The sequence below is a fragment of the Arthrobacter sp. RIT-PI-e genome (assembly GCF_001187915.1).
GTDB lineage: Bacteria > Actinomycetota > Actinomycetes > Actinomycetales > Micrococcaceae > Arthrobacter_D.
Window position 1 is genome coordinate 1 of record NZ_LGIU01000050.1, and the last position, 19,999, is coordinate 19,999.

Consider the following 19,999-nt stretch of genomic DNA (forward strand, 5'->3'; position numbering starts at 1 on the left):
GGGTGAGAAGTCCCCGGATGCGGCGGCCTCGCCGATCGCGGACGCCGCACCCGGTGACGTGGCTCCCGCAGCCGAGGTCGCCGCTCCCGTTGCCGTCGTCGCCCAGGAGGGCACGTCGAAGGACGAGCCCACGAAGAGCACGTCGAAGGACGGGCCTGCGGAGGCCGATCCGACGGCGGACGAGGGCGCGGAGGGTGCGGCCGACCCCTGTGGTGAGCAGGTCGTCCCGGTGGAGGGCACCCCGGCGGACGCCGCTCCTGCGGCCGGAGTTCCCGCGGTCCCTGCGCCGGACCAGGCCCGGGATGCCGCGGCGGCAACGGCGCGCGACCAGGACTGAGCACACCACCCGCCACTGCCGCACCATGGGCGTGGTGGTGGGATTCTCCGTCGACCCCGGTTCCGTGGTCGCCCGGTGATCATGCAACCTCGATGCAACCCTCGTACGCCTACGCTGTGGTCACGGGACGACGTCGTCCCGCATCCACGGGAGTGCGAGGAGTTCGACGATGACTGTTTACGCCCAGCCAGGCCAGGACGGATCGAAGGTCAGTTTCAAGCCGAGGTACGAGAACTGGATCGGCGGGGAATGGGCCCCGCCCATCAAGGGGCAGTACTTCGAGAACATCTCACCCGTGACGGGCAAGCCGTTCTGCGAAGTGGCTCGTGGTACGGCCGAGGACATCGAGCTGGCCCTCGACGCCGCCCACAAGGCGGCCCTCGCCTGGGGGAGGACCTCCGCGGCGGAGCGGGCCTCCGTGCTCAACCGCATCGCGGACCGGATGGAGCAGAACCTCGAGCTGCTCGCCGTCGCCGAGACGTGGGACAACGGCAAGCCGATCCGGGAGGCCCTGGCGGCCGATCTGCCACTCGCGGTGGACCACTTCCGCTACTTCGCGAGCGCCATCCGCGCCCAGGAGGGGCACCTGTCCCAGCTCGACGAGGACATGACCGCCTACCACTACCACGAGCCACTCGGTGTGGTGGGACAGATCATCCCGTGGAACTTCCCGATCCTCATGGCCGTCTGGAAGCTCGCCCCGGCCATCGCCGCAGGCAACGCGGTGGTGCTGAAGCCCGCCGAGCAGACGCCGTCGTCCATCCTGGTGCTCATGGAGCTGATCGGCGACATCCTGCCGGCCGGCGTGGTGAACGTGGTGAACGGGTTCGGGGTGGAGGCGGGCAAGCCGCTGGCCTCGAGCAAGCGCATCCGGAAGATCGCCTTCACCGGCGAGACCACCACGGGGCGTCTCATCAGCCAGTACGCCAGCCAGAACCTGATCCCGGTGACCCTGGAGCTCGGCGGCAAGAGCCCCAACATCTTCTTCTCGGACGTGGCGGAGAGCAACGACGCGTTCTACGACAAGGCGCTGGAGGGCTTCGCGCTCTTCGCGCTGAACCAGGGCGAGGTGTGCACCTGCCCGTCGCGGGCGCTCGTCCAGGGCTCCATCTACGACTCGTTCATGGCCGATGCGATCGCGCGCGTGGACAAGATGGTGCAGGGCAACCCGCTGGACACCGAGACGCAGGTGGGCGCGCAGGCCTCGAACGATCAGCTCGAGAAGATCCTCTCCTACCTGGACATCGGAACCCAGGAGGGGGCGAAGATCCTGATCGGCGGGGAGCGGAACATGCTCGACGGCGACCTCGCCGAGGGCTACTACGTCAAGCCCACGGTGTTCGAGGGGACGAACGACATGCGGGTCTTCCAGGAGGAGATCTTCGGGCCGGTGGTCTCGGTGACCCGGTTCGGGGACTACGCCGAGGCCCTGCAGATCGCCAACGACACCCTCTACGGACTCGGTGCGGGCGTCTGGTCGAGGAACGGGAACGTGGCCTACCGTGCGGGCCGCGAGATCCAGGCCGGCCGTGTCTGGGTGAACAACTACCACGCGTACCCGGCCGGAGCGGCGTTCGGTGGGTACAAGTCCTCGGGCATCGGGCGGGAGAACCACGCCATGATGCTGGACCACTACCAGCAGACCAAGAACCTGCTGGTGAGCTACTCGGAGTCCAAGCTCGGGTTCTTCTAGGACCCGGCCGTGACCGTCGAAGCCTCGGTGGTCATCCCCGGCGAGACCTTCTCGCGGGTGGCCCTCACCGACACCGCCGTCGAGCTCCTCGAGCTGCTGTGGACCGTGCACGGTCCCCTGATGTTCCACCAGTCCGGGGGGTGCTGCGACGGTTCCTCGCCGATGTGCTTCCCCGCGGGCGAGTTCATCACGGCGGAGGCCGACATCCTCCTCGGCGTCCTCGACCTCGGCAGCGGGCGGGGTGGGCGGTCCGCGGACGGTGCATCCGGTGGGGGCGGGGAACGACTGATCGAGTTCTGGATGTCGCGGGAGCAGTTCGAGTACTGGCGCCACACGCACCTCACGGTGGACGTGGTGCAGGGGCGGGGGAGCGGGTTCTCGGTGGAGGCCCCGGAGGGCAAGCGGTTCCTCATCCGCTCGAGGATGCTGCAGTAGCACGGACCGGTGCCGGAACCGTGCGCGGGGAGGCCGGAGGGCATCCTTCCCGTGGGTCGGCCGCGGCGTCCGGACACCTCTTCCGCCCGGTGCCCGGCGGCGGGGCCGACCCGTCCGACGCCGGCTAGCGGTTCACGCCGGACATGTCCTCGTACCGCTCGCCCACCGGTGCCGCCACGGCGTCGAGCTGCTCGAGCTGCGTGGAGGTCAGGACGAGCTCGGCGGCCCCGACGTTCTCCTCGAGGTACCGGACCTGCTTGGTGCCGGGGATCGGCGTGATGCCCTCGCCCTGGGCCAGGAGCCAGGCCAGCGCCACCTGACCGGGGGTGGCTCCGAGCTGACCGGCCACGTCGTCGACCTGCTCCACGATCCGGATGTTGGTCTGCAGGTTCTCCCCCGCGAAGCGCGGGTTGTTGCGGCGGAAGTCCGATGCGTCGAGCTGGTCCACGGAGCGGATGGTGCCGGTCAGGAAGCCCCTGCCCAGGGGTGAGTACGGGACGAAGCCGATGCCGAGTTCGCGGACCAGGGGGAGCAGTTCCTCCTCCGGGTCCCGGCTCCACAGCGAGTACTCGGTCTGCAGTGCCGTGACCGCGTGCACGGCGTGGGCCCGCCGGATGGTCCCGGGGGCCGCTTCGGAGAGGCCGATGTGCCGGATCTTGCCCTCCTGTACGAGGTCCGCCAGCGCGCCCATGGTGTCCTCCACCGGAACGGCGGGGTCCATCCGGTGCTGGTAGTACAGGTCCACGTGGTCCGTACCGAGCCGCCGGAGCGAACCCTCGAGCGAGAGGCGTACGTTCTCGGCGCTCCCGTCGAGCCCCATGGCGTCCCCGGCCGTGTGACGGATGGTGCCGAACTTGGTGGCGATGACGACGTCGTCCCTCCGGCCCTTCAGCGCCCGGCCCAGGAGCTCCTCGTTGGCATAGGGCCCGTACATCTCCGCCGTGTCGAAGAAGGTGACGCCGAGCTCCAGGGCCCGGTGGAGGGTCCTGGTAGCGCCGGCGTCGTCCTGGCCGCTCCCGGTGTAGAACGCGGACATGCCCATGCAGCCGAGGCCCAGCTGCGAGACGTCGAGGCCGGGGCCGAGGGTGGTGGTTCTCATGGTGACCGCCTTGATCGAGATCGGATGACCCGGCCAGCGTACGCCGCGTCGGCACGGTGGTGGCATGGTGGTCGAGGAAGTATGCATGTTGCACGGTGTGCAATTTCAGCCCTACGCTGGGACCGTGCCGAGGACACCAGTGCGCTCCGAGCCGTTGGGCCGTCGTGAGCAGAACAAGATGGACACCCGCCGTGCGATCGCGGACGCCGCTTTCGACCTCGCGCGCACCGTGGGGCCGGGTGCCTTCACGGTGGACCAGATCGCCGAACGCGCAGGGGTCTCGCGCCGCACGTTCTTCAATTACTTCCACAGCGCCGAGGAGGCCCTGACCGTACGCACGGACAGCTTCCTCGAGCTGGCCATCCAGGTGTTCGCCACCCTGCCGCCGGACGAACCGCTGTTCGACTCGATGATCAGCTGCTTCACCGAGACCACCCGGATGGAGGGACTCGCGCAGCACGGCGAGCTATTCCGGATGGCCGAGGGCAACCCGGACCTGCTGCGCGCGCAACTCCACTCCTGGGAGCGCGCGGAGGGGCGGATCGTAGATGCGCTGCGTGGACGTCTCGGGTCCGGCGCCTCCACCCTCTACCTCACCGCGATCGTGGGTTGCGTGCTTTCCTGCACCAAGGCCGCGTTGCGGGACTGGGCGGCCGCCCCGCAGTCCGGTGACCACTCGGGCGCCGAGCTCGAATCGCGGATCCTCGCAGCGCTGTCCATGCTGCGCGACGGCTTCCCCGACCCGGCAGCCGGGTCGGATCTTCCCACCCCGACCTCCTGATCGCCCGCCCCTTCTTCCTCCGAGGACTCCTCCATGGCTTTTCTGCTCTACCGGCTCGGCTCGTTCGCGGTGCGGATGCGCTGGTGGGTGATCTCCGCATGGCTCGTCATCATGCTCGCCGTGGGTGGTGCCGCCGTGGCGTTCTCCGGCACCCTCACCAACAACTTCACCATCCCCGGTACCGAGTCGCAGCGGATCTCGGACCGCCTGCGCGACGAGCTCCCGGACGCCGTGGGAGGGACCGGGACCGTGGTGTTCTCCACGAGCGACGACGCCGCCTTCACCGACGAGCAGCAGGACGCCATCCAGGCGGCGCTCGCGGACATCGCGGACCTCGACGGAGTGCGTGGAGTGGTGGACCCGTTCGAGGTCTCGGACCAAGTGGCCTCGGGGCGTGCGGACCTGGAATCCGGGCGCGCAGAGCTCGATGCCAGCGAGGAGCAGCTGACCGCCGGTGAGGAACAGCTGGAGCAGGGGCAGGCCCAGCTCGACGAGCAGCGCAGCCGGTTCGACCAGGCGCAGGGCTCGTTGCCGGCGGATCAGCGCGCCGCGACGGAGCAGCAGCTCCCCCAGGGACAGGCCCAGCTCGACGCCAGCAGCGAGGAGCTCGAGCAGGGGCGTGAGCAGCTCGACGCCGGCCGGGCCGAACTCGATCTCGCCGCGCGTCAGCTGGATGCCTCCTCAGGGGTCAGCATCCTGTCCGAGGACGGCAGCGCCGCTGCGGCGAGTGTCCAGTTCGAGCAGCAGATCGACGCCGTTCCGCCGTCCCTGCGTGAGGAGGTCCAGGACGAGGCCGCCGCCGTGGAGTCCGCCGGCGTGAGCGTGGACTTCAGCCGCGAGATCGTCGAGGACATCTCCGGTCTCGCCGGCGCCACCGAGATCCTCGGCATCGTCGTGGCCGCGATCGTGCTGGTGGTCATGCTGGGTACGCTGGTGGCCGCCGGGCTACCGCTCCTCATGGCGCTGGTGGGCGTGGGGGTGGGTGTGGGCGTCACCTTCGCCCTGTCCGGGGTGATCGAGCTGAACAGCGTCTCCCCGGTGCTGGCGCTCATGCTCGGACTCGCGGTGGGCATCGACTACTCCCTGTTCATCGTGAACCGTCACCGGACCCAGCTCCTGCATGGGATGGAGCTGGAGGAATCCATCGCCCGGGCCACCGGTACGTCCGGGAACGCGGTGATGTTCGCGGGCATCACCGTGGTCGTCGCGCTGGCGGCACTGGCTGTGCCGGGGCTGCCGTTCCTCACCATCATGGGACTCTCCGCCGCCGGCACGGTGGCTGCGGCCGTCCTCGTGGCACTGACCCTCACACCTGCCCTGCTGGGCCTGATCGGCAGGCGGCTGATCTCGAAGCGGCGCTGGGCGCGGCAGGAGCACGGGCCCAGGCACTCCGCAGCCGTACCGCAGGAGACGGGAAGCGGGGTGTCCGCGGCGGACACCCGGGCGGCCGCCGGATCGGGCTGGGGCGGACTGGTCACCCGGAAACCCGTGCTCACGGTGCTCGCGGGTGTGATCGCCCTCGGTGTGGTGGCGATCCCCGCCACCCAGCTCCGGGTGGGCCTGCCCGACGGCGGCAGCGAGCCCACGGACTCCACCGCCTTCCGGGCCTACAGCACAGTGGGGGACAGGTTCGGCGCCGGGACCAACGGTCCACTGATCGTCGTCGGTTCCCTACCGGAGACGGCGGACGACGCCGAGCTCACCGCCCTGCAGCTCGACGTCAACGACCTCCTCCTGGACGTCCCCGACGTGGCGGCCAGTGTTCCCGCCACCGTGAGCGAGGACGGCCGGACCGCGATCTTCCAGGTGATCCCGGAGGAGGGGCCATCCAGTGAGAGCACCGAGAACCTGGTACGGGCCCTCCGGGACTCCTCCGACGAGTTCGAGGCGGAGACCGGGGTGGCCATCTCGGTCACCGGGCAGACCGCGGCGAACATCGACGTCTCGGCCAAGCTCTCGGAAGCGCTGCCCCTGTATCTCGGTATCGTGGTGGGCCTCTCGCTGATCCTGCTCCTGCTCGTGTTCCGCTCCGTCCTCGTCCCGCTGATCGCCACCGCGGGGTTCCTGCTCTCCCTCCTGGCGAGCTTCGGCGCCACGGTGGCCATCTATCAGTGGGGGTGGCTGAGCGCCGTCTTCGGGGTGACGAACCCCGGACCCATCCTGAGCTTCCTGCCGATCATCCTGATCGGTGTGCTGTTCGGCCTGGCGATGGACTACCAGATGTTCCTGGTCTCCGGCATGAGGGAGGCCCACGTCCACGGCGACGACCCGAGGGCGGCCGTACGCATCGGGTTCAGCCACGGTGCCCGGGTGGTCACCGCGGCGGCCATCATCATGGTGTCCGTGTTCGCCGGATTCGTGTTCTCGCACCTGTCCATGGTGCGGCCCATCGGTTTCGGTCTGGCGTTCGGTGTGCTGCTGGACGCGTTCGTGGTGCGCATGACCCTGGTCCCGGCCACCATGTACCTGCTGGGTGAGCGTGCCTGGTGGCTGCCGGCGTGGCTGGACCGGATCCTGCCGGACGTCGACGTGGAGGGCGCCAAGCTCCTCCGCGACGAGGTGGAACAGGAGAAGGTCCCGGTCTGAGCGAACGTGGTGCGGTCGGGTTCCGCCGACCCGGCCGGGCTGCTAGTGGGTCCGGGACTCGTGGACCTGCTCCGCGAGCCAGCTCCGCGCGGGACCCTCGGTCTCGAAGTACCCCACGGGGAAGGCGGGGCGGTAGAGCTCGACGTACAGCTCGATCAGCGCCCGGTCCAGGATCGAGGGGCCTACGAGTCCCACTGCGCTCAGCGGGGCACCGGAGGCGAACCGGGCCAGTGCCTGCTGGTCGAGGGATGCCATCCCGTTGAGGAACATGAGCAGGTGCACCCGGTGTCCGGGCAGTGTCGCGCGGATCGACCCGATCAGGAGATCGGCATCCTGCGCCTGCATCACGATCTCCGGCGACCACCGTGCGCAGACCAGCGGTCCACGCTCCAGCACCACGGAGAAGCGCTCCCTCGGTGAAATCATGTGCCGCCCCCGTCCCAGAGGAAGTCTAGTGACCCGTGGGCGTTCTCCGACGTCAGGCGCGCTGTACGGTCCGGGACGATCCGCGCTACGCGCCGAGGTAGCGTCCGGGTCGATGGTTGAGGGCCAGCACCAGGTTCAGGAGCACCGCTCCCACCGCGGAGAGGAGCACGGCCGACGGGGCGACGACGGCGAAGGCGGCGAGGACGATCATCGTGTCGAGGACCATCTGCACGTACCCCGCGCGCCAGCCCAGCCGCTCCTGCAGGATGAGCGCCAGGATGTTGAAACCCCCCAGGCTGGCATTGTGTCGGAAGAGGATCAACAGACCCACCCCGGCAAGCATGTTCCCGGCGAGCGCGGCGTACAGCGGGTCCGGGGCCAACCCGCCGAGAGCGTACGGGTGCAGGTAGGAGAGCGCGGAGACCAGGGCCACGGCGGTGATCGTCCTGAGGGTGAAGCCCCAGCCCTTCTTCCAGACGGCCAGGGCGAAGAACGGGATGTTCACCGCGAGGAAGAGGGCGCTGAAGGGAAGCGTGCCCGTGTAGCTCAGGAGCAGCGCGAGTCCCGCGGTACCACCGGTCACCGCGGCGCTCGTCTTGAGCAGGAACAGTCCGAGGGACACGGTGAAGGTACCGGTGATGATGCCGAGCACGTTCTCGAGGGCCGAGTGGCGGACGATCGTCTCCGCGGTGGCGAGGCGCGGGGTGGTAGTACTCATGGCCGAAAAGTATCACCGGAGGCGGGCAGGGGACGAGCCGGGGTCCCGTGCTGCACCGGACCCGTGGCCTCGGACCGGCGGCGCCCGCAGTTCCCGGAGCTAGCGGACCGGTACGGGTCTCTGCTCCGGCACCGGCGCCGGCGCAGGATCCCCCACCGAGGCCAGCCAGGCCTGGGCGTCCGTCACGTCCTCGAAGTACCGGGTCCTGCTACGGGACTGGGTGATGAAGGCCGCGATCACGCGGTCCACGGGGTCGTTGCCCACGAGCCCGATCGGTCCGAGGTGCCGGTACTGCAGCAGTGCCGTGCGGGCCGGCAGGGTGATGTGCCTGATGAGGCCGAGATGGATGAGGATCGGGACCGCGGTCCAGCCGGGGACGTGGGTGAGGGTGTTGGCGAGGACGTCCAGCTCCGCCGGTCCGATGACCACGCCGGGTCGCCAGCGGATCTCGATGGTTGCAGCGACGCGCTCGAGTACGAAATCCTCCACGGCGGGCCCTTCTCCCGTGACACCCACACGTGCGGGGTGTCGTTGGGAGCAGTCTCGCACCGCACGGCCCGGACACCCAAGCACTCCGGTGCCCCTCGCGCTGGCGCACCCGGTACCGGAGCGCGTAGAACTGCAGCATGGCAACGAACGGGAACGACCCACGGACACATCCCGCAGGGCATCCGGTGACACCGGTGGTGTCACCCTTCGACGCGAGTACCACGGCCTCCGAGGTGATCCGCGGGATCGATCTCGGTGGGAAGCGGGCCGTGGTCACCGGGGCGTCGTCGGGGATCGGGGTGGAGACGGCACGGGCCCTGGCGGAGGCCGGGGCGGAGGTGACGCTCGCCGTCCGGGACGTGGGGGCGGGACGGCGGGTGGCCGGGCAGATCGAGGCCTCCGTTCCCGGCGCCCGCGCGCTCACGGCGGAACTCGACCTCTCGGTGCTCTCCTCCGTGGACCGCTTCACCGCAGCGTGGCAGGGCCCGTTGCACATCCTGGTCAACAACGCGGGCGTGATGCTCACCCCGGAACAGCGCACCGTGGACGGCTGGGAACTGCAGTTCGCCACGAACCACCTGGGACACTTCGCTCTGGCCGTCGGGCTGCACCGGGCACTCGCACGGGCGTCCGGTGCGCGGATCGTCTCGGTGAGCTCCAGCGGGCACGGCAACTCGGGCATCAGGTTCGACGACCTGTTCTTCCGGCACGGACCCTACGACGCCGGGCAGGCGTACGGGCAGTCGAAGACCGCCAACGTGCTGTTCGCCGTGGAGGCCTCCCGCCGCTGGGCGGCCGACGGCATCCTCGCCAACGCCGTGATGCCCGGGGGGATCTGGACCAATCTGCAGCGGCACTGGGATCCTGCGGTGCTGGCCGCGACCAAGGCGCAGGTGGCGGCGTCCGGCTTCTCGGCCAAGACCCCGGAGCAGGGTGCCGCCACGTCGGTGTTCGCCGCGGTGTCACCACTGCTCGACGGCGTGGGCGGGCGCTACCTCGAGGACTGCCAGGAGGCCCGCCGGGTCCCGGAGATCATCAACGGCCTGTACGGGGTGATGGATCACGCCCTCGACCCGGTGACCGCCGAGCGGTTGTGGGACGTCTCGCTCGAACTGGTCGCGGCAGCGCGCCGGTAGTCGGGCGGGAGCAACCCCACCGCACGCACAACAGGGCGGACCCGGAAGGGTCCGCCCTGTTGCCCGTAGTGCCGCAGGTCCCTAGTAGAGGGCCGCCTCCGACTCCGTGGCCGGCGTCTCGCCGGAGCCGAGTTCGGCACCGAGCTTCGCGCCGAGTTCAGCGTCGACGTTGGTCCAGTACTGCACGGCGCGGGCCCGGATCTCGGCGCTCTGCACACCGCCCACGGCACCGGTGATGGTCTCGAGGAAGCGGGCACGCTGGGCGTCGTCGAACACCTCGCGGTACAGCGTCCCGGCCTGGCCGAAGTCGTCGTCCTCGGCGTGCAGCGAGTGCGCCGCGCGGACCAGGTCGCCGTCGTTCTCCCACCCGCCGTGCGCACCGTACTGCGCGGGATCAGCCGCGGGGCCGCCCACGGAGTTCGGCGCGTAGACAGGGGTGGACGCGGAGTTGAAGGAGTAGCGGGCCGCGCCGTCCTTCGAGTAGTTGCGCACCTCGCTCTTCGGCATGTTCACGGGCAGCTGCGCGTGGTTGGTGCCCACGCGGTAGCGGTGTGCGTCCGCGTAGGAGAAGATGCGGGCCTGCAGCATGCGGTCTGGGCTCGCTGCGATGCCTGGCACGAAGTTCGACGGCGCGAACGTGGCCTGCTCGATCTGCGCGAAGTAGTTCTCCGGGTTGCGGTTCAGCGTGAGCCTGCCCACCGGGATCAGCGGGTAGTCGCCCTGCGGCCACACCTTCGTGAGGTCGAACGGGTTGAAGCGGTAGTCCTTGGCGTCGTCGTAGGGCATGATCTGGACCTTGAGGTCCCAGCTCGGGTGGTTGCCGCGTCCGATGTTCTCCGAGAGGTCGCGCAGGTGGTGGTCGGCGTCGGACCCGGCGAGCGCCTCGGCCTCGTCCACCGTGAGCGTCTCGTGGCCCTGGTTGGACTTGAAGTGGTATTTGATCCAGAACTTCTCGTCCATGTCGTTGATCCACATGAAGGTGTGCGAGCCGTACCCGTTCATGGTGCGCCATGAGTTCGGCAGACCACGGTCACCCATGAGCCAGGTGACCTGGTGGGCGGACTCGGGGCTGAGGGTCCAGAAGTCCCACTGCATGTCGGCGTCGCGGAGGTTGGTGCCGGGGAGGCGCTTCTGCGAGTGGATGAAGTCGGGGAACTTGATGCCGTCGCGGATGAAGAACACCGGGGTGTTGTTGCCCACGAGGTCGTAGTTGCCCTCGGAGGTGTAGAACTTGAGCGCGAAGCCGCGGGGGTCGCGCCAGGTGTCGGGGGAGCCCTGCTCGCCGGCCACGGAGGAGAAGCGCAGGAGGGTCTCCGTCGTCGTCCCGGGCTGGAAGAGCGCGGCACGCGTGTACATGCTGACGTCCGAGGTGGTCTCGAACACGCCGAAGGCCCCGCCGCCCTTGGCGTGGACCACGCGCTCGGGGACGCGCTCGCGGTTGAACTGGGCGAGCTTCTCGATCAGGTAGTGATCGGTCAGCGGGATGACGCCGTCGCGGCCGAGGGCGGCCGAGTTGCCGTCGTCGATCACGGGCGCGCCGGACTGGGTGGTACTGAAGTTGGACATTGTTCTCCTGTTGCTAGCTACTGACGGAATGAGGTTCTGGGGTCGCCGCCCGGCAGTCGTCGCACAGGCCCTGGTACATGACCTCCGCGATGCGGATGGTCATGCGCCGGGCGCCGGGCGACCACTCGGGGGTGAGGCAGGGGGCATGTCCCACGGCGCAGTCCACGTCCTCGATCCGGCCGCACCCGGTGCAGATCGCGTGGTGGTGGTTGTCCCCCACGCGGGTCTCGTACCGGGCGGGGGAGTGCGGCGTCTCGATGCGCCGGAGGAGGCCGAGCCCGGTCAGGTCCGCCAGGACCACGTAGACGGACTGCACCGTGATCTGCGGCAGCTCGGCACGGACGGCGGCGACGGCGTCGTCGGCGGTGGAGTGCGGGTGCTGTCCGACGGCGGCCAGGACGGCCAGGCGCTGACGGGTGACGCGGCGCCCGGAGGTGCGCAGTGCTGCGGACCACCGGGCCTCGTGGGCCTCCGGGGTCGATGCTGTGGGCGTCATGCCCCCAGTAAAGCAGTAATCAAGAGTTGTTCATAATAGGAGCGGGTGGTCGAGTGTCCCGCAGGTCCACCGCACTGGGTACCGTGGAGGGCGTGAACGTTCTGAAGCGGGCCTGGGCCTGGGTGCTGGACTACGCCTACGTTGGGTACTGGCAGGTCCACGGGTTCCTGCACCGCGCCGATCCAGGGCAGTACCTGGTCCCCGAGCAGGAGGGCGCCGCCGTGAAGCCGCCGGTGCTGCTCATCCCCGGGATCTACGAGACGTGGCAGTTCATGCAGCCCGTGGCCGAGCACCTGTACCGGGCGGGGCATCCCATCCACGTGGTGCAGAAGCTCGGCTACAACCGCGGCAGCGTGGCGTCGATGGCACAGCTCGCCGCGGGGTACCTGGAGGAGCACGGGCTCACGGACGTGATCGTCGTGGCGCACAGCAAGGGCGGGCTGATCGGCAAGTACCTCCTCGCCTCGTCCACCACCCGCTCGCGCATCACCTGCCTCGTGGCCGTCAACACGCCGTTCTCGGGCTCCGTCTACGCGGAGCTATTCATCCTGCCCAGCATCCGGGCCTTCTCGCCGCGCAATCCTGCGCTGCGCGAGCTGCAGGCCGCCTCCGAGGTCAACTCGCGCATCACCTCGATCTACAGCCGGTTCGATCCCCACATCCCCGGGGGGAGCTTCGTGAGCGGTGCGCGGAACGTCCGGTTGGACACCATGGGCCACTTCCGGCCGATCGGGGACCGCCGCGTGCTCGAGGAGATCGACCGCGCCATCGCCGCCGGGGAGTACGACGGCGGGTAGGCCGACCGCGCGTCGCCGCGACCGGCCGCCACAGCCGGATCACCACCGGAACACAGCGGGAATACGGCCCGAGCGGGTGCGGTTGTGACCGGCGAGGCCCGACGACGCGCCGTCCTACCGCCCCCGTACCGGAAGAGCCCCGATGTCCCTGAGCACCGAATCCATCCCGACGATGCGCACCGCGAGCACCAGCGCCCCGATCGTGACCGAGCTGGCCGAGCGCTGGAGCCCCCGCTCCTTCGATCCCGAGGCCACCGTCTCGGACGCGCAGCTCACCGCACTCCTCGAGGCCGCACGGTGGGCGCCGTCGGCCAGCAACCACCAGCCCCGCCGCTTCGTCGTCGCCACGCGCGGCACCCACGAGTTCGACATCCTCGTGGACGCGCTGATCGGTTTCAACGCCGCCTGGGCGCACAACGCCTCGGCGCTGATCGTCGGCATCGCGGAGACCTCCACCGTGGAGGGGGACAAGCGCCCCTACGCCGCGTACGACCTCGGGCAGGCGATCGCCCACCTCAGCGTGCAGGCGCACGCCGAGGGTCTCCACACCCACCAGATGGCCGGCGTCCAGTGGGACAAGATCGTGGCCGCCTTCGATCTCACGGAGAACCTCGAGCCCCTCGTGGTCACCGCCGTCGGTACGGTGGCCGCCGCCGAGCTCCTCCCCGAGGCACTGGCCGAGCGCGAGACCGCCGAACGCACCCGTCTGTCGCTCGACGAGCTGGTGCTCTCCCGCAGCTGAACCACGCGGTTGTCCCGGCGACGGTCCTGCAGGGCGGGAGACCGTTGCCGGGGTGAACCAATGCGCGGCTAGACTTCCCCCGTGCCCCGCCTCCTCGCCGACATCACCCCGCTGAAGGAGAGCCCGGCCTTCCGCCGTCTCTACATCGGCACCTCGCTCTCGGCCATCGGCACGCAGCTCACCCTCGTGGCGGTGAGCCTGCAGATCTACGCCATCACGCAGTCCACCCTCAGCGTCGGGCTGCTGAGCCTGTTCGCGCTGGTGCCCCTCGTCGTCGCCGGCCTCTACGGCGGGGCCGCCGCCGACGCACAGGACCGCCGGAAGGGGGCCCTCTACTCCGGAGCGGCCCTGTGGGTCACTACCATGCTGATCGCCGTCCAGGCCTGGATCGGTCTCGACCGCGTGGGCGTGCTCTACGCACTGATCGCCGTGCAGTCCGGTGCTGCCGGCATCAACCAGCCCACCCGGAGCTCGATCATCCCGCGCCTGGTACGGCGTGAGCTGCTGCCGGCCGCCAACGCCCTGAGCATGATCACCTACGGTCTCGCCTTCACCGTCGGCCCCCCGCTCGCGGGCGTGCTGGTGGCGCAGGTGGGCTACGCCTGGACGTACACGGTCGACGTCGTCCCCTTCCCCTCCGCGCTGGGGGCCCTGTTCCGGCTGCCCCCGCCGCCGCCGGAGGCCCCCCCCCGCCGCGCGGGCCTGGCCACCGTGCTCGAGGGGTTCCGCTTCCTCGGCACGCGTCCGAACATCCGCATGACCTTCGTCCTCGACCTCATCGCCATGATCACCTCCCAGCCCCGGGCGCTGCTGCCCGCCGTCGGCGCCGTGCTGATCGGCGGGGGAGAGCTGACCGTGGGGATCCTCCTGGCCTCCAGCGCCTTCGGCTCGGTGCTGGCAGGACTCTTCTCCGGGCCGCTGGGTCATGTCCACCGTCAGGGACTCGCCGTGATCTGGTCCATCGCGGGCTGGGGTGCCTCCGTGGCGGGGTTCGGCTGCGTGGTGGTCATGGCCGGGTCCTCCGCGCTGCCGGTGCCGGGTGAGGGCGAGCTCTCGCTCTGGGTGCTGCCCGCAGCGCTCTGCCTGGTGTTCGCCGGGATCGCCGACTCCGTGAGCAGCGTGTTCCGCAACACCATCCTGCAGTCGGCCACCCCCGACGCGATGCGCGGACGGCTCCAGGGCGTGTTCATCGTCGTCGTCGCCGGCGGCCCCCGGCTCGGCGACTTGGCGGCCGGCGGGCAGGCCACCTGGCTGGGCGAGGGGGGGACCGCCGTCGTGGGTGGCCTCGCCTGCATCGTGCTGGTGCTCGCGGTGGCACGCTGTCAGCCGCGCTTCCGGCAGTACGATTCCCGCACCCCCGAGCCCTGAGCAATCCCCGGGCCCGTCCCGATCCCCGCTGCGGCACCCCCGTACGATGAGAGGAACAGGCCGCCCGGTACCCGCGTTGTAGTAGTTGTCGTAGATGGTCGGGCAGGTCCCGGTCGTCGTCAGCGCAAGGAGTTGCCACAGTGCACAACCATTTCAACGGTGCCAAGACGGCGTTGTTGTTCGGCGCCCTCATGGGGATCTTCCTGGTCTTCGGTGCCCTGATCGCCGGGGCCACCGGCAGTTCGGCGTTCATCTGGCTCTTCGCCCTCTTCGGGGTGGGCTCCATCGCGTACAGCTACTGGAACAGCGACAAGATCGCGATCCGCAGCATGCAGGCCGTGGAGGTCACGGAGCAGCAGGCGCCGGCCATGTACCGGATCGTCCGCGAGCTGAGCGCCCGGGCCGACAAACCCATGCCGCGGCTCTACGTCTCACCCACCATGGCCCCCAACGCTTTCGCCACCGGCCGCAACCCGGAGAACTCCGCGGTGTGCTGCACGCAGGGCATCCTGCAGCTGCTGGACGAGCGCGAGCTCCGCGGGGTCCTCGGCCACGAGCTCATGCACGTGTACAACCGGGACATCCTCACCGGCTCCATCGCCGCGGCGGTTGCCGGCGTGATCACCTCGGTGGCCCAGGTGTTCGCCTTCACGGGCATGATGGGTGGCAACCGGAACCAGGGCGGCAACCCGATCGCCGCCCTGCTGATGGCTCTCCTCGCCCCGCTGGCGGCGGGTCTCGTGCAGTCCGCGATCGGCCGGACGCGCGAGTACGACGCCGACGAGGACGGCGCGATCCTCACCGACGACCCGCTGGCGCTCGCCTCCGCCCTGCGGAAGCTCGAGAGCGGTACGCAGCGCAGCCCCCTCCCGCAGGACCAGCGCCTCGTGAACACCTCCCACCTGATGATCGCCAACCCGTTCCGCGGCGGCGGCATGAGCAAGTTGTTCGCCACCCATCCGCCCATGGCCCAGCGCATCGCGCGGCTCGAGGGCATGGCGGGCCGGCCGCTGCGCTGACCACCCTCCTGCACGACGACGGCGGCCCCACCTTCGGAAGGTGGGGCCGCCGTCGTGTGCCCGGGGTGTGCGAAGAACTCAGCGCATGTTCACGAACTGCAGGTCCGCTTCCTCGAACTTCCTCAGCAGGGCCATGGTGTCCTGGAGATCGTCGCGGGACTTGGAGCTCACGCGCAGCTCGTCGCCCTGGATCTGCGACTTGACGCCCTTGGGGCCTTCATCGCGGATGAGCTTGTTGATCTTCTTCGCCACGTCCTGGGCGATCCCCTCCTTGATGGAGGTCTCGAGGCGGAACTCCTTGCCCGAGGCGTAGGGCTCGCCGGTGTCCAGGGACTTCAGCGAGATGCCCCGCTTGATCATCTTGGACTGCAGGACGTCGAGGACCGCCAGCACGCGCTCCTCGGAGTTCGCCTTCATGAGGATGTTCTCGCCGCTGAAGTCCACCTCGGCACCGACCCCCTTGAAGTCGTACCGCTGGGCGATCTCCTTCTGGGCCTGGTTCAGCGCGTTGGCCACCTCCTGCTTGTCCACTTTGCTCACGACGTCGAACGTGGATTCACTCGCCACGATGCCTCCTCGGCTGGTTGGGATTCTCGCCCTCCAGCGTATCGGAACAGCTTCTCCCCGTTACCGGGTTCACAGCGGCTGGACAGCAAGTACAGGGCGCCTGTTCACCGAGGGCTGCCACGGTGGGAACTCCGAGACACTCCGAGCAGGGAGAAGCATCATGACCGATCGACCCCGCCGCCACTACCGGATCAGGAGGGCCCTCGCCGGGTCCTTCCTCGCAGCGGCTGCGGCGGCGTCGCTGAGCGGTGTGCCGGCGCAGGCCGCGGACGCGTCCCCGCTGACGAGCGTGTCCGATCCGGCTCCGGACACCCTCACCGAATCGAGTGCGGAACGGGGGCCTCTCGCGTACACGGCACCCTCTCCACAGGCGCGACTGGACGGGGTGCGGTCCGAGCTGGATCAGGCGGTGCTGCTCCGGCTGGTGACGCCCGAGCAGGCGGACGGTTTCTACGCGCAGCTCGAACGCAGGGTGGCTGCGGGGCTGTGACGTCCCGCCGATTCGTCACCGGCGGGGTTTGTCTGTAAAGTTGTCTTGCCCGCGCTTGCTGCGGGTGGTCTTCCTGTGAAGACGTTCGGCAGATTACCCGAGCGGCCAAAGGGGGCTGACTGTAAATCAGCTGGCAACGCCTACGGGGGTTCGAATCCCTCATCTGCCACTCGCCGGTTATGGCGGGGAACTTGGACCCACTGGGATCTCTTCGGAGCTCCCGGTGGGTCTTTTCGTTACTCGGTCATCACCCTCGTGCGCAGCAGCAGCGGTGCCGCACGGTCCATTCTGGCAACGGCCACGGTGAACACCCGGTAGTCTTCACTGCCGTAGTGCTCCTCCACCTGATCTGACGGGAACCGATGTCCGTGACCACCTCGTACGGCGACCACCGGGGCCGCAGGGCCTCCGCCGAGCAGTGACCGCTTCCAGCACCGCCGCGTCCACCCTGGTGGTCATCCCCGCATTCGGTTCCCCGGAGCTGACGGACGCCGTCGTCGGTGACCTGTGCCGCGACGGGAGCGATCTCGACCCGACCGTCCGCATCGTGGTGGTGGACAACGCCGGTGACTACGTCCTCCCGCAGGGGAACATCTCCGTCCACCGCCCGGGGCGCAACCTGCGCTGGATCGGCGCCGCGAACTGGGCCCTGCAGACGTCGGCACGCGACGGGCACGAGGTCTGCGTGGTGCTGAACAATGACGTCCGCCTCTCGTCCGGGTTCCTCGACGGACTGCTCGCGCCGTTCGCCGCCGAGGACGATGTCGCACTCGCGGCGGCCTGCTACGACGACTTCTGGCTCCACCAGCGGGCCCGCACGATCCCGCCCACCGCCGCCGAGTACGTCCCGCGCGAGGTGCTCCGCGACGTCGACTTCTGCGACGGCACCGCCATCGCGTTCGCCGTACCCGCGATCGTCGAGCTGGGAGGGCTCGACGAGGCGACCTTCACCCGGCACGGCTACGGCGCGGACATCGACCTGGCCATCCGGGTGCGTGCGGCCGGCCTGCGGTGCGTGGTCACGGAGCGCGCCTACGTCTCGCACCTGCGGCGGCAGACCATGAACCGGACCGGCCAGAGCTCGGAGGACAACCGGGCGGAGATCCTGCGCGGCCTGGACGCCAAGTGGGGCGAGGGGTGGCGGGCCGACGTCGGGCTCGGACCGGGATCATTCCCGGCCCACAACGTCGGCAGCGGCGCGTCCTGGTACCTGACACCTCCGGCATGACGAGCAGCTCCGGCACATCCCCGGGACGGATCGTCTACGCGGGGTTCGCCACCGCCCACCACAGCGGCGGGGTGCACGTGATGACCCAGCACGTCCGGCTGCTCCGCGATGCCGGGTACGAGGCCTGGTTGTGGCTGCCCGACCCGGCGAACCGCACCGACTGGATCGCCGACGACGTACCGATGCTGTTCGGCGCCACCACCCCGATGGGCGCCCACGACCTCCTGGTACTGCCGGAGACGCCTACCGTCCAGGGGCGCGACCCGGCACCCGGGGGCCGCAAGGTCGTCTTCAACCAGAACCACTTCTACACCTTCGCCGCCGGCGCCCCCGGCGAGGACTTCCCGGGCTGGTCACCCGCGCCGGCCGTCTGGGCGGTGTCCGCGGAGAGTCGCGACGTGCTGGCCGCCGCGCTGCCCGGCCTGCCGGTGAGCGTGGTGCCCAACCCGGTGGACGGCGAGCTGTTCACCCCCCGCAGGACCGACCGGCTGCGGGTGAGCTGGTTCCCGAAGAAGCGGCCCCGGGAGGCCTCGCTGCTGAAACGGCTGCTGGCCGGCGATCCACGGCTCGCGGGGGTCGAGCTGGTGGAACTGGTGCAGGCCCCGCGGACGGAGGTGGCCTCCACGCTGGGGAGCTCGGCGGTCTTCGTCGCGCTCGGGCACACCGAGAGCTTCGGTCTGCCGGTCGCCGAGGCGCTGGCGTCGGGCTGCCTCGTGGTCGGCTACGACGGCGGCGGCGGCCACGAACTGTTCGAGGCACCCGGAGCATGGCGGGTCCCGGACCAACGGCCGCTGCTCGTCCGCGACCAGGTGGCGGACCTGATCGGGAACCTGGACTCCCTGGCGCCGGTGCGCACCGAGAACCGTCGCTGGGTGCTCGAGCGCTACCCGTCCGCCCGGACGGGTGCGGCGCTGCAGGAGGCGGTCGCCTCCGCATGGCCCCGGCCCGGCACCGACACGGTCGCCGTGCACCCGGCCGCCTGGCTCGACACCCTCGGCCCGAACTTCACGGCATTCGCCTGAGAGCTGCCTCGGCCCTGGAGCAGGCACCCGCTCGAGGGCTCAGCCGGCATTCCTCACGACGTTGACGAGTTCCTCGCCCGCCACGTACTTGCGTACCTGCTCATTGACCAGTGCGAAGGCCCGCGGCCCGGACTGCGCCACGGAGCCGGCCGCGTGCGGGGTGATGATCAGGTTCGGTGCCGTCCACAGCGGGTGGCCATCGGGCAGCGGCTCCGGCTCCATCACGTCCAGGGCGGCACGCAGCCGACCGGACGTCAGCTCCGCGAGCAGTGCCGCGGTGTCCACGACCTTGCCGCGCGCCACGTTCACCAGCAGGGCGCCGTCGGGCATCCGGGACAGGAACCCGGCATCCACGAGCCCGGTGGTCTCCTCCGTGAGCGGGACGGTCAGCACCACCACATCTGCCTCGGGCAGCAGGTCCGGCAGCTCCGAGGTGGCGTGGATACCCTCGCGTGCCGTGTGCGCCACGAGCACCGGGGTCGCTTCGAAGCCCCGGAGCCGGCGGGCGGTCTGCTCCCCGAGGTCACCGGCGCCGATGATCAGCACCCGCTTGTCGCGCAGGTCGTCGGCCTCCATCGGGTCCCACCGGCCCTGGCGCTGCGCCTCGCCGAAGTGGGGCAGCCGGCGCAGCGTGGCCAGGACCACGGTGAGGACCAGCTCGGCCACGGCGGAGCCGTGCACACCGCGCGCGGTGCACAGGGTGACCCCGTCCGGGACGTGGTCGATGATCTCCTCCACGCCGGCGGTCGTCAGCTGGGTGACCTCGAGCTTCGGCATGGCGGCGAACTTCTCGGTGAGGTTCGTGGAGTCCTCGGCCTGCGGCACCCAGAAGACGGTCTCCGCCAGGCGTTCGGGCTTGTCTCCCGTACCGTCCCAGACGATCACCTCGACCCCGTCGGGCAGGATTCCGAGGAGTTCGCGAGCATTCGGGTCCGGAACGCATACAACAGTCATTTTGTCAGTCTAAACATTTCCTTGACGAGGCTGAGTTATGGTGTCACCGG

20 protein-coding genes, 1 tRNA gene and 1 pseudogene are annotated in these 19,999 nt (G+C 69.8%); 14 read left to right on the top strand and 8 right to left on the bottom strand.

Annotated features, from left to right (window positions below; genetic code table 11):
* From AC792_RS17265 to AC792_RS06520, 3 genes and pseudogenes are all read left to right on the top strand, one after another.
* A pseudogene (locus AC792_RS17265) lies at positions 1 to 337 on the top strand (hypothetical protein); the annotation flags it as partial.
* Positions 338 to 506: 169 nt separating this feature from the next.
* The gene (exaC, locus tag AC792_RS06515; RefSeq protein ID WP_049829759.1) at positions 507 to 2,030 is read left to right on the top strand and encodes an acetaldehyde dehydrogenase ExaC; all 1,524 of its coding nucleotides are present in this window, start codon (positions 507 to 509) and stop codon (positions 2,028 to 2,030) included.
* Between the two features lie 9 nt (positions 2,031 to 2,039).
* The gene (locus AC792_RS06520) at positions 2,040 to 2,465 is read left to right on the top strand and encodes a DUF779 domain-containing protein (RefSeq protein WP_049829760.1); all 426 of its coding nucleotides are present in this window, start codon (positions 2,040 to 2,042) and stop codon (positions 2,463 to 2,465) included.
* A gap of 124 nt (positions 2,466 to 2,589) precedes the next feature.
* On the opposite strand, the gene AC792_RS06525 is transcribed toward AC792_RS06520, so the two are convergent.
* The gene (locus AC792_RS06525) at positions 2,590 to 3,564 is read right to left on the bottom strand and encodes an aldo/keto reductase (RefSeq protein ID WP_049829761.1); all 975 of its coding nucleotides are present in this window, start codon (positions 3,562 to 3,564) and stop codon (positions 2,590 to 2,592) included.
* A 124-nt stretch (positions 3,565 to 3,688) separates the two neighbouring features.
* Between AC792_RS06525 and AC792_RS06530 the strand changes: the two genes are divergently transcribed.
* A complete protein-coding gene (locus AC792_RS06530) occupies positions 3,689 to 4,345 on the top strand; it encodes a TetR/AcrR family transcriptional regulator (RefSeq protein ID WP_160317619.1) in 657 nt (218 codons plus the stop codon).
* Between the two features lie 33 nt (positions 4,346 to 4,378).
* Positions 4,379 to 6,931 carry an MMPL family transporter gene (locus AC792_RS06535; protein ID WP_049829763.1) on the top strand — a complete coding sequence of 851 codons (2,553 nt, stop codon included), beginning with the start codon at positions 4,379 to 4,381 and terminating at the stop codon, positions 6,929 to 6,931.
* Between the two features lie 42 nt (positions 6,932 to 6,973).
* On the opposite strand, the gene AC792_RS06540 is transcribed toward AC792_RS06535, so the two are convergent.
* The 3 genes from AC792_RS06540 to AC792_RS06550 all read right to left on the bottom strand — a co-directional run bounded on the left by AC792_RS06540 (position 6,974) and on the right by AC792_RS06550 (position 8,564).
* Complete coding sequence (locus tag AC792_RS06540; protein ID WP_152916068.1) at positions 6,974 to 7,357, bottom strand: DUF7793 family protein; 384 nt, start codon at positions 7,355 to 7,357, stop codon at positions 6,974 to 6,976.
* An 85-nt stretch (positions 7,358 to 7,442) separates the two neighbouring features.
* A complete protein-coding gene (locus tag AC792_RS06545; protein ID WP_049829765.1) occupies positions 7,443 to 8,075 on the bottom strand; it encodes a YitT family protein in 633 nt (210 codons plus the stop codon).
* A 99-nt stretch (positions 8,076 to 8,174) separates the two neighbouring features.
* Positions 8,175 to 8,564: a hypothetical protein gene (locus AC792_RS06550; protein ID WP_049829766.1), complete on the bottom strand. Its 390-nt coding sequence runs from the start codon at positions 8,562 to 8,564 to the stop codon at positions 8,175 to 8,177.
* A 137-nt stretch (positions 8,565 to 8,701) separates the two neighbouring features.
* On the opposite strand from AC792_RS06550, the gene AC792_RS06555 reads away from it, so the two are divergent.
* A complete protein-coding gene (locus AC792_RS06555; RefSeq protein WP_049829767.1) occupies positions 8,702 to 9,700 on the top strand; it encodes an SDR family NAD(P)-dependent oxidoreductase in 999 nt (332 codons plus the stop codon).
* Between the two features lie 81 nt (positions 9,701 to 9,781).
* On the opposite strand, the gene AC792_RS06560 is transcribed toward AC792_RS06555, so the two are convergent.
* Together AC792_RS06560 and AC792_RS06565 are read right to left on the bottom strand one after the other, a co-directional pair.
* Positions 9,782 to 11,266, bottom strand: a complete 1,485-nt coding sequence (locus AC792_RS06560) for a catalase (protein WP_049829768.1) — start codon at positions 11,264 to 11,266, stop codon at positions 9,782 to 9,784.
* A gap of 13 nt (positions 11,267 to 11,279) precedes the next feature.
* A complete protein-coding gene (locus tag AC792_RS06565) occupies positions 11,280 to 11,762 on the bottom strand; it encodes a Fur family transcriptional regulator (RefSeq protein WP_049829769.1) in 483 nt (160 codons plus the stop codon).
* Positions 11,763 to 11,854: 92 nt separating this feature from the next.
* Between AC792_RS06565 and AC792_RS06570 the strand changes: the two genes are divergently transcribed.
* The 4 genes from AC792_RS06570 to htpX all read left to right on the top strand — a co-directional run bounded on the left by AC792_RS06570 (position 11,855) and on the right by htpX (position 15,688).
* A complete protein-coding gene (locus tag AC792_RS06570) occupies positions 11,855 to 12,559 on the top strand; it encodes an esterase/lipase family protein (RefSeq protein ID WP_049829788.1) in 705 nt (234 codons plus the stop codon).
* A 142-nt stretch (positions 12,560 to 12,701) separates the two neighbouring features.
* The gene (locus AC792_RS06575; protein ID WP_049829770.1) at positions 12,702 to 13,301 is read left to right on the top strand and encodes a nitroreductase family protein; all 600 of its coding nucleotides are present in this window, start codon (positions 12,702 to 12,704) and stop codon (positions 13,299 to 13,301) included.
* Positions 13,302 to 13,382: 81 nt separating this feature from the next.
* Positions 13,383 to 14,669, top strand: coding sequence for an MFS transporter (locus AC792_RS06580; protein ID WP_049829771.1), 1,287 nt, complete (start codon positions 13,383 to 13,385; stop codon positions 14,667 to 14,669).
* 140 nt (positions 14,670 to 14,809) lie between these two features.
* Positions 14,810 to 15,688: a zinc metalloprotease HtpX gene (htpX, locus tag AC792_RS06585; RefSeq protein ID WP_049829772.1), complete on the top strand. Its 879-nt coding sequence runs from the start codon at positions 14,810 to 14,812 to the stop codon at positions 15,686 to 15,688.
* Positions 15,689 to 15,766: 78 nt separating this feature from the next.
* Here htpX and AC792_RS06590 read toward each other — a convergent pair whose 3' ends face one another.
* Positions 15,767 to 16,255: a YajQ family cyclic di-GMP-binding protein gene (locus tag AC792_RS06590; protein ID WP_049829773.1), complete on the bottom strand. Its 489-nt coding sequence runs from the start codon at positions 16,253 to 16,255 to the stop codon at positions 15,767 to 15,769.
* Positions 16,256 to 16,415: 160 nt separating this feature from the next.
* Here AC792_RS06590 and AC792_RS06595 point away from each other — a divergent pair, with 160 nt between their 5' ends.
* From AC792_RS06595 to AC792_RS06610, 4 genes are all read left to right on the top strand, one after another.
* Positions 16,416 to 16,745 (top strand): hypothetical protein, encoded by a 330-nt coding sequence (locus tag AC792_RS06595; RefSeq protein ID WP_049829774.1) that lies wholly within the window; start codon positions 16,416 to 16,418, stop codon positions 16,743 to 16,745.
* Between the two features lie 87 nt (positions 16,746 to 16,832).
* A tRNA-Tyr gene (locus tag AC792_RS06600) sits at positions 16,833 to 16,914 on the top strand.
* Between the two features lie 249 nt (positions 16,915 to 17,163).
* On the top strand, positions 17,164 to 17,973 hold the full coding sequence (locus AC792_RS06605; protein ID WP_049829775.1) for a glycosyltransferase: 810 nt from the start codon (positions 17,164 to 17,166) through the stop codon (positions 17,971 to 17,973).
* Complete coding sequence (locus AC792_RS06610; protein WP_049829776.1) at positions 17,970 to 18,995, top strand: glycosyltransferase; 1,026 nt, start codon at positions 17,970 to 17,972, stop codon at positions 18,993 to 18,995. The genes AC792_RS06605 and AC792_RS06610 overlap by 4 nt, the downstream gene beginning before the upstream one ends.
* 39 nt (positions 18,996 to 19,034) lie before the next feature.
* Here AC792_RS06610 and AC792_RS06615 read toward each other — a convergent pair whose 3' ends face one another.
* Positions 19,035 to 19,949, bottom strand: a complete 915-nt coding sequence (locus AC792_RS06615) for a 2-hydroxyacid dehydrogenase (RefSeq protein WP_049829777.1) — start codon at positions 19,947 to 19,949, stop codon at positions 19,035 to 19,037.
* Between the last annotated feature and the right edge of the window lie 50 nt (positions 19,950 to 19,999).

Excerpts from the sequence above, each read along its gene's own strand:
- exaC (WP_049829759.1), top strand. The coding sequence starts at position 507 with ATGACTGTTTACGCCCAGCCAGGCCAGGACGGATCGAAGGTCAGTTTC.
- AC792_RS06525 (WP_049829761.1), bottom strand. The coding sequence starts at position 3,564 with ATGAGAACCACCACCCTCGGCCCCGGCCTCGACGTCTCGCAGCTGGGC.
- AC792_RS06535 (WP_049829763.1), top strand. The coding sequence starts at position 4,379 with ATGGCTTTTCTGCTCTACCGGCTCGGCTCGTTCGCGGTGCGGATGCGC.
- AC792_RS06540 (WP_152916068.1), bottom strand. The coding sequence starts at position 7,357 with ATGATTTCACCGAGGGAGCGCTTCTCCGTGGTGCTGGAGCGTGGACCG.
- AC792_RS06545 (WP_049829765.1), bottom strand. The coding sequence starts at position 8,075 with ATGAGTACTACCACCCCGCGCCTCGCCACCGCGGAGACGATCGTCCGC.
- AC792_RS06555 (WP_049829767.1), top strand. The coding sequence starts at position 8,702 with ATGGCAACGAACGGGAACGACCCACGGACACATCCCGCAGGGCATCCG.
- AC792_RS06560 (WP_049829768.1), bottom strand. The coding sequence starts at position 11,266 with ATGTCCAACTTCAGTACCACCCAGTCCGGCGCGCCCGTGATCGACGAC.
- AC792_RS06565 (WP_049829769.1), bottom strand. The coding sequence starts at position 11,762 with ATGACGCCCACAGCATCGACCCCGGAGGCCCACGAGGCCCGGTGGTCC.
- AC792_RS06575 (WP_049829770.1), top strand. The coding sequence starts at position 12,702 with ATGTCCCTGAGCACCGAATCCATCCCGACGATGCGCACCGCGAGCACC.
- AC792_RS06595 (WP_049829774.1), top strand. The coding sequence starts at position 16,416 with ATGACCGATCGACCCCGCCGCCACTACCGGATCAGGAGGGCCCTCGCC.
- AC792_RS06610 (WP_049829776.1), top strand. The coding sequence starts at position 17,970 with ATGACGAGCAGCTCCGGCACATCCCCGGGACGGATCGTCTACGCGGGG.
- AC792_RS06615 (WP_049829777.1), bottom strand. The coding sequence starts at position 19,949 with ATGACTGTTGTATGCGTTCCGGACCCGAATGCTCGCGAACTCCTCGGA.